The 13,647-nt window shown below is 44.1% G+C and carries 9 protein-coding genes and 1 tRNA gene; 2 read left to right on the plus strand and 8 right to left on the minus strand.

Annotated features, from left to right (window positions below; all coding sequences use genetic code 11):
* Window positions 1-10: 10 nt before the first annotated feature.
* Both AAFN85_RS14615 and AAFN85_RS14620 read right to left on the minus strand, forming a co-directional pair.
* The gene (locus AAFN85_RS14615; protein ID WP_347528193.1) at window positions 11-301 is read right to left on the minus strand and encodes an RNA-binding protein; all 291 of its coding nucleotides are present in this window, start codon (window positions 299-301) and stop codon (window positions 11-13) included.
* A 436-nt stretch (window positions 302-737) separates the two neighbouring features.
* Window positions 738-848: transfer RNA gene (locus AAFN85_RS14620), tRNA-Asp, on the minus strand.
* Window positions 849-1,000: 152 nt separating this feature from the next.
* Here AAFN85_RS14620 and AAFN85_RS14625 point away from each other — a divergent pair.
* Window positions 1,001-1,477 (plus strand): Lrp/AsnC ligand binding domain-containing protein, encoded by a 477-nt coding sequence (locus tag AAFN85_RS14625; protein ID WP_090532141.1) that lies wholly within the window; start codon window positions 1,001-1,003, stop codon window positions 1,475-1,477.
* 383 nt (window positions 1,478-1,860) lie between these two features.
* Here the strand turns inward: AAFN85_RS14625 and AAFN85_RS14630 are convergent, their stop codons facing one another.
* The 6 genes from AAFN85_RS14630 to AAFN85_RS14655 all read right to left on the minus strand — a co-directional run bounded on the left by AAFN85_RS14630 (window position 1,861) and on the right by AAFN85_RS14655 (window position 10,632).
* The gene (locus AAFN85_RS14630; protein WP_347528194.1) at window positions 1,861-4,140 is read right to left on the minus strand and encodes a Tex family protein; all 2,280 of its coding nucleotides are present in this window, start codon (window positions 4,138-4,140) and stop codon (window positions 1,861-1,863) included.
* Window positions 4,141-4,383: 243 nt separating this feature from the next.
* Window positions 4,384-5,313, minus strand: a complete 930-nt coding sequence (locus tag AAFN85_RS14635) for an NAD(P)-dependent oxidoreductase (protein ID WP_347528195.1) — start codon at window positions 5,311-5,313, stop codon at window positions 4,384-4,386.
* A gap of 337 nt (window positions 5,314-5,650) precedes the next feature.
* Window positions 5,651-7,801 (minus strand): carboxy terminal-processing peptidase, encoded by a 2,151-nt coding sequence (locus AAFN85_RS14640; RefSeq protein ID WP_347528197.1) that lies wholly within the window; start codon window positions 7,799-7,801, stop codon window positions 5,651-5,653.
* 187 nt (window positions 7,802-7,988) lie between these two features.
* On the minus strand, window positions 7,989-8,615 hold the full coding sequence (locus AAFN85_RS14645; RefSeq protein WP_347528199.1) for a hypothetical protein: 627 nt from the start codon (window positions 8,613-8,615) through the stop codon (window positions 7,989-7,991).
* A 180-nt stretch (window positions 8,616-8,795) separates the two neighbouring features.
* Window positions 8,796-9,638, minus strand: coding sequence for an isoaspartyl peptidase/L-asparaginase (locus tag AAFN85_RS14650; RefSeq protein ID WP_347528200.1), 843 nt, complete (start codon window positions 9,636-9,638; stop codon window positions 8,796-8,798).
* Window positions 9,639-9,711: 73 nt separating this feature from the next.
* The gene (locus AAFN85_RS14655) at window positions 9,712-10,632 is read right to left on the minus strand and encodes a cyanophycinase (RefSeq protein ID WP_347528201.1); all 921 of its coding nucleotides are present in this window, start codon (window positions 10,630-10,632) and stop codon (window positions 9,712-9,714) included.
* Between the two features lie 173 nt (window positions 10,633-10,805).
* Here AAFN85_RS14655 and cphA point away from each other — a divergent pair, with 173 nt between their 5' ends.
* Entirely contained in the window at window positions 10,806-13,433 is a 2,628-nt protein-coding gene (cphA, locus tag AAFN85_RS14660) for a cyanophycin synthetase (protein ID WP_347528203.1), read from the plus strand.
* Window positions 13,434-13,647 lie beyond the last annotated feature (214 nt).

Consider the following 13,647-nt stretch of genomic DNA (forward strand, 5'->3'; position numbering starts at 1 on the left):
TTAGCTCTGGTTACCTGATCCGGAATGAGATGCGTGGGCGCTTGTGTACGGGTTGTGTATCCGATTCCTGGCTATCGGCCGGGCGCACTACGATATTGCGGTCGTCTATTGGTGCGCCATCCAATTCTTTAATAGCCATTTCGGCGCGTTGCGGATCGGCCATTTCCAAAAAGCCAAAGCCTTTGCTTTTGCCGTTTTCCATTACAATTTTAGATGATAACACTACGCCAAATAAGGCGAATAACTGGCGGATGCCTTCGTTGGTAATATGGTACGGTAAATTGGCAACAAATATTTTCATGGGGATCAGGTATTTTAAAAGCCGCCATCGCAGGCAGCGTTATGCTTTTATAACATGTCGAAAAAAATCTTTGTTTAAAAAAATCTCAATTAATGCTTAAAACAGGCATTAGGATGACATTTCATGATCGGGGATAGCGGAAGATAAAGTAGATAAGCTAAAAACAAAAACCTATAAAAACAGCAAAGCCCCTGATGGGCAGGGGCCTTTACTAACCAATTATAAACCTAAATTATGAGAAGAGCTGTAGGAGAAGGAGTCGAACCTTCACGGAGTGGTTATTTCTATTGCTAAAAGTTTCCCAATTTCTCCGCCACCGCGACAAGGAGGTGTGTCTGCCAAAAATTTCACCATCCTACAGTGTGTAAGTCTTAAGTATTTAGTCTGGAGTTATAAGTCTTTTGACTTAAGACTTCTGACTTCGTACTTAAACTTGCTGTTGGGGAAGGATTCGAACCTTCACAGAGTGGTTAGCCCTTACGGGTTTTCCATGATCTCCGCCACCGGGACAAGGAGGTGTGTCTGCCAAAAATTTCACCACCCAACAATGTTTTTTCTTTTAAAGAACAGTAAGCATTTCCCTTTTGCTTGATACAAATTTAATAGGACTATCCGTTTCTTGCAAATATTTCAATAAAAATATTTTATTTTTAATCGAATTTTAATTAAACTTGTATTTCAATATAGATATTCAAATTTATGTCCCACAGAAAAGCTCAAAATTTAGAAATTGATAATCTCGACATCCAGATTTTATCAATATTGATGAAGAATGCTACCACTCCGTACACCGAGATAGCTAAAGAGTTGATTGTTTCTGGCGGAACCATACACGTGCGAATGAAAAAGTTGGAGGAGATGGGTGTAATAAAAGGTGCCAGCCTTGAGGTTGATCCACAAAAGTTAGGATATGACATCACCGCATTCCTCGGCATTTATCTTGAAAAAGGGTCACAGTACAATGAAGCTGTAAAGCAACTAAAAACCATTAAAGAGATTGTTGAGCTGCATTACACTACCGGCGAATGGAGCATTTTCGCGAAAATTGTTTGCCATGATACCACCCACCTGCGCGAAGTTTTGAACGAGCAGATCCAGGGTGTACGCGGCATTCAACGCACCGAAACTTTCATTTCGCTCGAAGAAAGCATCAGGAGGCAGATAACGCTGGAATAAAATTTTACTCACTTATTGAAACGCCCCTACCCTGGTTTTACCGGGATAGGGGCGTTATTTTTTTATAATGGTTGTGGGAAGCGGTGGCGTTTACCCACCATGTCATTGCGAGGTACGAAGCAATCGCATACTCTACAGAGTGATTTTGCCGTTTTTGGTGTTGTCACCAACAACTCTGCGCCACGCATTACTGCGATAGTACTTCGCAAAAAAGGCGAGGGTACTAATGTTGTTGGTGACAACACCAACAACGGCGCGAGCGATTTGTCATCCTGAGGTACGAAGGATCTTCTTCGCCCTGCAAATCCGCTTTGCGTGGCGAAGAAGATCCTTCGCTATCGCTCAACATGACAAATTATGTTATGCCAAGCAACTGCTTATGCTTACAACTTAAACTTACCTTTCAAAGCAGCCAGTTTCAAAGCCATATCCGTTTCCGGCTCACGCTCCTGGCGCTTGTTATTAAAGTTTGGTTTATTACCACCACCTTGAGGCCTGCGATCGTCATTACGGCGGGGCTGATCCGAAGGGTTCTTATCGTTTTCTTTCATTGATAAAGCGATCCGCTTACGGTTCACATCAACTTCGGTAACTGTCACCTCTACTTTTTGATGCACCTTCAACACTTCGTTAGGATCTTTAATATAACGGTTAGTGATCTGGCTCAGGTGCACTAAGCCGTCCTGGTGAACGCCGATATCAACAAAGGCACCAAAGGCTGTAATATTGGTAACGATGCCCGGCAGTTTCATGCCCACTTTCAAATCGCCAATAGCATTTACACCATCGGTAAAGCTGAAAGCTTCAAACTGCTCACGTGGGTCGCGGCCTGGTTTGGCAAGCTCTGCCATGATATCGTTAAGGGTTGGTAACCCCACAGTTTCTGAAGTGTATTTTTGCAGCGGGATGCTTTTGCGGAGGGTTGGGTTGCTCATCAAATCTTTTACCGAGCATTTCATATCGGTAGCCATTTGTTGCAGCAAGCCGTAACGTTCCGGGTGTACGGCGCTGCTATCCAACGGATTTTCGGCATCGTGGATGCGGAGGAAACCTGCCGCCTGCTCAAATGCCTTATCACCCAAACGCGGAACTTTTTTCAATTGGTCCCTACGTTTAAACGCACCGTTCTGATTACGGTATTCCACAATATTCTGTGCCAATTGCGGACCGAGGCCCGATACATAAGCCAAAATCTGTTTAGATGCCGTATTCAACTCAACACCAACCGCGTTCACTGCGCTGATCACGGTATCATCCAATGATGTTTGCAGTTTATTTTGATCAACATCGTGCTGGTACTGACCTACACCAATTGATTTCGGGTCGATCTTTACCAATTCCGCCAACGGATCCATCAAACGGCGACCGATTGATACCGCACCTCTCACAGTAACGTCATGATCAGGAAACTCTTCCCTTGCCACTTCTGATGCTGAATAGATAGATGCGCCGCTTTCGTTCACCATTACAATGGTAGCGCCCGGCAAATTCAGGTTACGTACAAAAACTTCTGTTTCGCGGCCTGCTGTACCATTGCCTATGGCAATAGCCTCGATATTATATTTTTGATAAAGGTGTTGAATAGTTTTCTCGGCCTCACGCGCCTGGCCTGCGCCGGTATGCGGATAAACGGCTGTATTTTCCAACAGTTTACCTTGTTCATCCAGACAAACCAGTTTACAACCGGTACGGAAACCCGGATCGAGCGCCATTACCCTTTTCTGCCCAAGTGGCGCACTTAGCAAAAGCTGACGTGCATTCTCGGCAAATACCCGGATCGCCTCTTCATCGGCTTTCTTTTTGGTAAGCAAACGTACTTCTGTTTCCATCGATGGTTTTAGCAAACGCTTGTAACCATCAGTTATAGCTAAACGCACTTGCCCAGAAGCGGCATTGTTCGCTTTTACAAAGCTACTTTCCAGTATTTCAAGCGCGTCATCTTCTTCAGGTTTTAAATCGAGGTATAAGATCTCCTCTTTTTCGCCGCGGCGCATAGCCAGCACCCGGTGTGAAGGTGCCGATTTAACCGGCTCGCTCCACTCAAAGTAATCTTTATATTTAATACCTGCTTCTTCTTTACCCTCTACCACACGCGAAGCAAATGTTCCTTTTTCTACAAACAGTTCACGGACGCGGGTACGCACCTCTGCGTTCTCGGCAATGGTTTCGGCAATGATATCCCTTGCACCGGCCAAAGCTTCTTCAACGCTGGCTACACCTTTTTCATCGCTAATGTATTCGGCAGCTATCAGTTCTGGATCTTTATTTTGTTGTTCCAGGATAATATCGGCCAACGGTTGCAGGCCTTTTTCGCGGGCTGCTGTAGCGCGGGTTTTGCGCTTAGGGCGATATGGCAGATAGATATCTTCCAGCGTAACCATGGTTTCGGCCTCGTTGATCTGCTTTTCCAATTCGGGCGTTAACTTGCCCATATCAGTAAGCGATTTCAGGATAGCCTCGCGGCGTTTATCCAGCTCGCGCAGTTGTTGTACACGATCGCGGATGGTGGTTACCTGTACCTCGTCCAAACTGCCGGTAACCTCTTTACGGTAACGGGAAATAAACGGAACCGTTGCTCCTTCATCAAGTAACTCAACCGTGGCGGTTACCTGCTTCTCGGCCACAGAAAGCTCCGCGGCAATTATTTTATAATGAATACTCATAATCAAAATTCGGATTGCGAAGTTGGGGCAATCGGCTTACAATTCAAAAAAAGATTGTTAACAATGGGTTGAAAGATTTTGATTGGCTGGTTTTATCTTTTAGACAAGGTACAAAAAAGACGTCATTGCGAGGTACGAAGCAATCCCCGACTTTACAGGGCCGACTTGTATGGCCTCTATTCATATTGGGGATTGCTTCGTAACTCGCAATGACGCGCGGAGGAGTAATTGTTTAAAGCAATGTTAAGCTTGTAAATCAACCAACTTTTCAGCCATCACCTCACTAATTTTCCTATACGAATCAAAAGTCCAACCGGCAACGTGCGGGCTTAACAGCACTTTACCACTTTGTTTCAATTCATCAAACCAAGTTTGCTCGGAAAGCGATGGGAATTTTTCAACTTCAAGCACATCCAATCCGGCACCTAAAATTTTGCCCTCGCGGATGGCGTTTAATATCGCTGATACTTTAGCGGTTTTTCCGCGGGATGTGTTCAGGAAAAATATCGGTTTTTTAAAGTGGAAAAGGTATTCATCATCAACCAGTCCGTTGGTTTCGGCGGTTAGGGGGATATGTAAGCTAAGCACATCGCTATGTTTCACAATTTCTTCCATGCTCACTTCGCGGGCATATTTATCGCTGAAGCCGGTTTTATATTTATCGTAAGCTATAACATTTACCTGGAAACCCGAAAGTTTGCGGGCAAAGCTGCTACCCATGTGGCCGTAGCCAATAATACCTATGGTTTTGCCTTTCAATTCGTAACCACGATTGGCTTCACGTTTCCATTCGCCATTGCGGATCTCGGCATCGCCACGGTTTAAATTATTCATCAGTGATAGCAACAGGCCAATAGCATGTTCGCCCACGGCGTCCGAGTTACCTTCGGGCGCGTTGATCAGGTTAATGCCTTTTTCAAGCGCGTAGGCTTCATCAATATTATCCATCCCGGCACCGGCGCGGGCTATAAATTGTAAATTGGTAGCTGCATCAAGCACAGCTTTATCAACCCTGAATTTTGAACGGATCACCAACCCGGCATAATCGCCTATGATCTGCATAGCTTCGTCCACCTTAATCAGCGGACGGTAATCGCAGGTGTAACCTTTAGCTTCGGCCATTTCCATAAATATGGCATGCACATCATCAACAATCAGAATATTATTTTTCAACGCAGTATTAATTTTTGTATGAGGGGATAAATTTACGAATTGCTACAGTATTAGCTGATAGGGTTTTATAAATGATGATGATTTTTACTTTGGGGATAGAAAACCGTAGAATTAGCGTGGGCTAAGTGATAATATAAAACAAAAAGCGGCGGCCTGTGCGATTCCCTCCCTTGGGAGGGTGTAGGGAGGGGTTTCGTCACCTTGCATATTCGTTGGCAAGGCGCATAAACCCCTCCCTGCCACAACACAACCCCTCGCGCCCCTCCCCAAGGAGGGAACTAAAACAAAAAAGCCCGGCGTTTTCACACCGGGCTATAAATTATTTTATCGATGCCGCTTAATTAGCAGGCTGGCCACCAACGCTGGTAAACTTGTTATCCAGGCTAATGTAATCTGTGATGATCTGACCGGCTTCGCGTTTTACAAAATCCAGGTCTTCGTTTTTAGGTTTAGTTTGGCCTTTTTTAAGGGCTGGTAAACCTAAAGCTACACGACGCAAGTTGTTACGTTGAAATGCTTTTTCCTCGTCTTCGTCGCGTTGTTTTTTCAGATCCGATTCTTTAAGCGAGATGCTATCATCAGCGTCACGTTTTTTAAATTCAGCAATATCTTCTAACAAATACTTGTAGCTGTCACTGCTGGCCATACGCTGGTCGTGCAGTTTTTTAAGCTGAGGCAACACCGGATTGAAATCGCCAACTTTAGTAAAGTCGGATTTAGCGATGATATCAAATGGCATAGCCGATGGCTCGGTATCCTCACCATATTTATCCAAAGGAATAACCGATGGGAAAGAAATATCCGGTGTTACACCTTTATGCTGTGTTGAATTACCGCTGATACGATAGAACTTAGCGATAGTTAGATTAAGCTGGCCGTAAGTGCTTTGGCTGCCGGTCATGGTGGTCGTAGTTTTTTTGCCGCCACCTACAACATTGGCAATTTTATTACGCAATGATGAGCCTATCACCCTATCCAGATCGATAGCGCTTTGCACCGATCCTTTACCGTAAGTTTGAGTACCTAAGATCAAACCGCGACCGTAATCCTGGATCGCACCAGAGAAAATTTCAGAAGCAGAAGCGCTGAAACGGTCAACCAAAACAGCCATCGGGCCTGTATAAGTAACGGCAGGGTCTTCGTCCTTATCAACCTCAACCTGGTCTTTAGTGTCACGTACCTGTACTACCGGGCCGGTTTTAATGAACAAACCTGTAAGCTCAATGGCTTCCATTAATGAACCACCACCGTTTTCACGCAAGTCGATCACCAAACCATCTACGTTTTCTTTTTTCAACGAATCGAGAATGGCCTTAACGTCGTGCGTTGTGCTCTTGTAGTTAGGGTTGCCTGCTTTGTAATCGTTAAAATCGATATAGAAGGCCGGGATGGAGATCACACCAATTTTAACGGTTTTACCGTTGCTATTATAAGTACGGATCTCTTTTTTAGCCGATTGATCTTTCAGGATAATTTTTTCGCGAACCATTTCAACAATCTTCGGTTTGCTTGAAGCGCTTACACCGGCAGGCAAAATTTCCAGCCTTACAGTTGTGCCTTTAGTACCACGGATAATAGCTATAGCATTATCTACACGCCAGCCTACAACATTTTGGAACTCGCCGGTTTTACCTTGTGCTACGGCAACAATGCGGTCGTCAACACTTATCTGGTGGCTTTTATCAGCCGGGCCGCCCGGTACTATAGTTTTAATGGTTACGTACTCGTTCTCTACCTGTAAAGAAGCACCTATACCTTCAACCTGGCGCGACATTTCGATATTGAAATTAGCCGCGTTTGATGGGTTAAAGTAGTTGGTGTGCGGGTCGATAGCCTCGGTAAAGGCATCCATAAAGTACTGAAAAACGTCTTGGTTAGAGAGCTTGTTGGTTTGGGTCAACAGGTTTTCGTAACGTTTTTTAAGTGTTTCCTTGTTTTTGGCCATGTCGTCTTTGGCCAGTTTAAGGTTCAATAGGTCGTATTTTACACGCTGGGTCCACATGGCATCCATATCGCCTTGCGTTGCTATCCATGGCAATTTATCACGATCGTAAACAAAAGTTTCGGTTTTATTAAAGTCGAAGTTTTTGTTGATCTGATCTATCGAATATTTTATGTGCTCGATATATCTTTTTTGAAAAACGTTGAAAATATAAAAAGCATCGTTAAGGTTACCAGCTTTAATATCATCATCCAGTACGGTTTTATATTTTTCAAAATCTTTAATATCCGATGCTAAAAAATAGCTGTGATTTTCATCTAACGATTTGATATAACGATCATAAATAATTGCCGAAACAGAATCGTTCAGCTCAACCTTTTTATAGTTGTAGTTGGCAATAAGCGAGGCAACCTGTTTACAAACAATACTTTGTTGCTCGTCGGGTTGCAGATCATTTGATCCTGTTACTTTAACAGGCTTTGATGGCGATGCTTTACATGCAAGGGCGGTGGCAAGCACCAATAATAAATATAGCTTCTTAAACATATCTTTAACAGTGGTTAAATCGGGGTTGGTGTAAAACATCAATACTTGTGCCTATTTTTAGTTTGCTAATGTAAAATAAAAAAGAGACAGTCAAAATGCTGTCTCTTAATAACTAATAACAATATTACGATTATGTTTTACTTATAGTATGCAAGCAACACCATTTTACGCTTTTGTTACAAAAAAATTATTTGTTATCCGTTTTTATACCTGCATCGGCAGTTTCGGGATAGCGGGGGGCTGCGTGTGGTTGTTTAAACTTGGTGTCTTGTAAATAGCGCGTTTTTTTATCAACCAGGCCCAGATCATAGCTCAAACCTTTGCTAACAGCCAGCTGACGGGCTTCGGCAAGGTCTTTTTTTGATTGTTCATAGTCTCCGTAATCGGCTTTAACCGAGGCCAGATCAAGCAGATTGGCAATGGTGTGCCTGTCGTCATTTTGCTGGCGCGATATGGTGATGCTTTGCAGCAGGAACCATTTAGCTTCGGCCAGTCGGTTTTGTTTCATGTACATTTGTGCCAGATCGCTAAAGTTATAGCTTGCCGCGTTATATACATGGAAACGCATATTATGCTGTGCCGTTTTCATAACCGATGCCTCGATCATGGCCAGTACATAAGGTGTATGCTCAATAGTGGTTGGCGGGATCTTTACCTTGGCAATAGCCATAACAGGCAGGCGTTTAACCGAGTGGTTAACCGGGGCTTCAACCTGCGCGTAACGGGTATGCTTTTTAAAAGGGTTGTATTTGTACCACTGTGCTGATGCATTCAGGCCAACAGCGCACAAAATAATTAGTAGGAAATATCTCATCTAATCTTTTTCCTGGGTTTAACTGTATAATTTTAAATTAATCAGCTTAACAAATGTAATTATTTGTTAATGGGAAAACAATACCCATAAAGTGGTAACATCAACGTAAACGCCTAAATGCTACGGTTATTTTACAGGGGTTGAATTTTAACCTTTCTACGGAAAAAATAAATTTATGTTTTAGTTAAAAACCTCTACATCGCCATCGTGCAATGCCCAAACCATATAAGGATGCGTATCCGAGTGATAGATCTGCCCGTCGGCAGTAATACCTATAATGCCTGCAAAGCCATCGTAAGGTTTCATTTCATCAAGCGTTTTTTCGGTAGCCAACATTAATGGAGTACCATCTGTTACGCGGGTAACAATTTTTGTAGCTACAGATCCACTCACAATATCTTCACCAACACCCGTGCACGAGATCCCGGCAAAAGCATTGGCATAATTACCTGCCGTAGTAGCCGAATCGCTAACACGACCTGGAATTTCAAAACCTTTACCACCTGTGCTGGTTGCCGCTGCGAGGTTGCCGCTAATATCTAAAGCTACGCAACCTACGGTGCCTAACCTTATGGAGTCGCTTAGTTTTTGTTCGTATTCGTGGCGGCGTTGCGGGGTTTCGGGATTATAATAGGTATGGCCGTTTTCTATAGCGAAATCGCATGCACCTTTACCGCTAAGCACACGATCATCATATTGTTGCAGTTTTTCAGCTACGCAGATGGGGTTTTTAACATCTTCGATGTTGATAACACCCGAAAAACGTTGGGTTTTGCCATCCATCAAGGCTGCGCTAAGGCGAATTTTGCCGTCGCTTTGAATTTGCGAGCCTGTGCCGGCGTTAAAAAGTTCGCAATCTTCCAGCAGCCTCACGGTGTACACTACCGTTTCTACAGCAGTATGGGTTTGCAGGTATTTGTAACCTAACTGCACTATGCCGCTCAAAGCCTCTTGTTTGGCCAGCTTAACTTCCTGGTTGGTGAGCGATTCGCTAAAAAAACCGCCGTGAATAATTATTTTCATAATTATAATTTAAGTAGATGTACCTGCATAAATAAGGCCAGGCTATTTTTATAAGAACTTTATGCAGTATTAATTATTGTAAAAGGTTACTGCCCGGTACATGAATAAAAGTACCTTCTTCAACCTTCATATTCTTTTTAATAATGAGGCGGTGCTGTACAAGGTCGTATTTATCAAATATCGACATTACGTGCACCTTTAGGTTTTCGATTGATACCGGCGAACCTAACTCCACATCGTATATATTGGTGGTAACAATGCTACGGCCATCAACCAAAATGATCAATCCGGAGCCAATGGCTTCCATCATGTAACCTTCGGTGATAAGCAAGCCAGTATCCTCGCCCAAACCAATCCCTAAAATACCGGGGTTAGTAGCCACCGCGTACATCAACCTGCCTATGCGGCCGCGTTGTACAAAGTGCGTATCAACAATAACAGAATCGATAAAACCTAAACCGGCTGTAATTTGTACCTCTCCTTTAACCAGAGCCGCGTTGCTTTGCCCGCGGTAGATCATATGAGTTGAAGCCGCCGCCGCGCCTGCCGATGTACCGGCTATTACAAAGTTTTCTTTTTGATAACGATGTTTCAGGATCTGCAAAAACTCGGTACCGCCGAAAATTGCAGTGAGCCTGAGCTGGTCGCCGCCGCTAAACATTACTACATCGGCTTTGCGTACTCTATCTAAATATTCCTTATTACCGGCGTCTTCGCGATTACGGATATGTAGCACATTTACGTTGGTTACATTCAACTGCCCAAATGCTTTGATATACTCCTCGCCAACTAACTCCGGAATTTGCGAAGCGGTGGTAATCACTTCAATTTGTGATCCTTCGTGTTTGGCCGATTCATTAATAATGCGGCGCAATATGCCTTGTTCAAAAAATTTGATATAATCAGGCTGTAAAATGTGCTCCTGCAGGGTTACATTGCTCCCCATATCAACCGCACCACCTATAATTATCAGCTTACCTTTCGGAACTATCATAGTTTTTTTACAATATCTTAATACATCCAATACAAATTAAGAAAAAAACATGCACAAACACAGGATTTAATAATAAATAATGGCTTTTCGTCATCAAAAGTTTTATTCGGCTGTTATGTTTTTATAGCTTTAAAGGAAATTTCCCCATAAAAATTAGCAGCATACATCATCACATGAAGATTGAAAATATACAGGTACTACGCGGACCGAACATCTGGAGCATCAGGCGCAAAAAATTAATTCAAATGCGCCTGGACTTGCAGGAGATGGAACACCGCCCCAGCAATGAAATACCCGGGTTTTATGAGCGCCTTGAAAAATTATTGCCTTCGCTTTATAGCCACCGCTGCTCGCCGGGAGTACCGGGAGGTTTTTTTCAGCGTGTGATAGCAGGCACATGGATGGGGCACGTAATTGAACACATAGCCCTGGAGATCCAAACCCTGGCCGGTATGGATACCGGTTTTGGCCGCACCCGCGAAACCAAAACCAAAGGCGTATATAATGTGGTGTTCGCTTACCTGGAAGAAAAGGTTGGCGTGTTCGCAGCCGAATCGGCCGTTCGTATTGCCGAGGCTTTGATCGCCGGCGAGGATTATAACCTTGAGGCTGATATCCAGCAAATGCGCGAGATACGGGAGAATACCCGTTTGGGCCCAAGTACAGGATCGATAGTTGAAGAAGCCATCTCGAGGGATATCCCATGGATCAGGCTCAATAACCAATCGCTGGTACAATTAGGCTACGGTAAAAATCAGGTACGTTTCCGCGCTACCATGACCGAGAAAACCAGCAGCATCGCTGTTGATATTGCCAGTAACAAGGAAGAAACCAAACGTTTACTACAGGAGCAGGCTATCCCGGTAGCTAAAGGCGTTACCATATCATCGGCTTCGGCTGTGCCGGATGCTATTAAAAAAGTAGGCTTCCCTTTGGTGTTTAAACCACTTGATGGGAACCATGGCCGCGGTATCTCTATCAATATAAAAACTGAAGAAGAAGCAATTGCTGCTTACGAGCATGCAGCGCGTATATCTCGCCGCGTAATTGTAGAGCGTTATGTTACCGGCTTCGATTTTAGGGTGTTGGTAATTGATAATAAAATGGTAGCCGCAGCCCTGCGCAAACCGGCCCACGTTACCGGCGATGGCCAACTAAATATTCAACAACTCATCGACCTTGAAAATACCGACCCACGCCGTGGTTATGGCCACGAGAATGTGCTTACCGAAATTTCGGTAGATAGGGATACGCTTGATCTGTTAGAGAAAAAGGGTTATACCCTCGAAACTGTGCCTGCCAAAGATGAAGTAGTTTATGTAAAATCGACCGCCAACCTTAGTACAGGCGGTACATCTGTTGATGTTACCGACCATGTGCACCCGCAAAATATTTTTATCTGCGAACGGATCTCTAAAATTATCGGTCTGGATATTTGCGGTATCGATATTATGGCCGAAAACCTTACCGAACCGCTTACCGATACCGGAGGCGTGATATTAGAGGTTAACGCTGCACCTGGCTTCAGGATGCACATTGCCCCAAGCGAAGGTTTACCACGTAACGTAGCTGGGCATGTGATAGATATGCTTTACCCGGCCGGTAAATCGGCCCGTATTCCTATCATAGCCGTTACTGGTACCAACGGTAAAACCACTACTACACGTTTGATAGCCCACATTGTTAAAAACAATGGCCATAGGGTTGGTTTTACCACATCAGATGGTATTTACGTGCAAAACAACATGATGCTGAAGGGCGATACCACTGGTCCGGTAAGCTCCGAATTTATTTTAAAAGACCCTACTGTTGATTTCGCCGTATTAGAAACTGCCCGTGGTGGATTGCTTCGTTCAGGCTTAGGTTTTGGCCAGTGCGATATCGGCGTTATTACCAATATCCAGGAAGATCACCTTGGCCTTGCAGATATCCATACCCTTGAGGATTTGATGCGTGTTAAAAGCGTAGTGATCAACTCGGTGAAAAAAGATGGCTGGGGTATTTTAAATGCTGATAATGAATACTGCGTACGCATAGGCAAAAAGGCGGAATGTAACATCGCCTACTTTAGCCGTAACGAAAATAACCCGATAATTAAAGCGCATTGCAAAAAAGGTGGCATCGCCGCCATTTGCGAAAACGGCTTTATCACCATACAGAAAGGAGACTGGAAGATCCGCGTACAGCGTACCATCCTGATCCCCCTTACTTTTGGTGGTACCGTACCTTTCATGATCGAGAACGTGCTGGCTGCAACATTAGCTACCTTTTTATGGGGATTTAAAACCGAGGATATCAAGATCTCGCTCGAAACATTCATCCCATCGGCATCGCAAACCCCTGGCCGTATGAATATCTTTGAGTTTAAAGATTTCCGTTTCATGATCGATTTTGCCCACAATCCTGATGGCTATACCGGCATCAAGGAATTTTTAAGGCATATCGATTCGCCGCTTAAAATAGGCATAATTGCCGGCACAGGCGACAGGCGCGATGAGGATATCCGCGAGCTGGGCAAGCTTTCGGCCGAGATGTTTGATTATATCATCCTTCGCCAGGAAAAACACCTGCGCGGCCGTACTGCCGAAAATATTATCGGCCTATTGAAAGAAGGTATCGCTTCGGTTGACACGAACAAACAGGTTGAGGTAGTACCAAAAGAAGTTGACGCCATAAAACATGCCATGAGCTTGGCCCGCCCCGGCACATTCATTACCGCGCTAAGCGACGTTATTGATAACGCTATTGAAACCGTACAAGATTACCAGGAGCAGGAGAGGAATGGATTGTTTAATGCTTAAATGCCCCTAAGTAGGGTACTTTTGAAAAGTATATTTTTAATGCGTTGGCTTTGCCAACGCATTTTTGTTTTAGGATTTGAGGTTTCCCCATTAGAATAATAATCCATGAATTGACCATTGGCAAATTATCGCTTACATATTGACTCACCCCGACTTCGCTACGCTCGCCACCCCTCTCTACGCTGCGCGTAAAGAGGTGATTTTTAGTTTTTTA

Origin of the sequence: Mucilaginibacter sp. CAU 1740 (genome assembly GCF_039839285.1) — a bacterium.
Lineage (GTDB): Bacteria > Bacteroidota > Bacteroidia > Sphingobacteriales > Sphingobacteriaceae > Mucilaginibacter.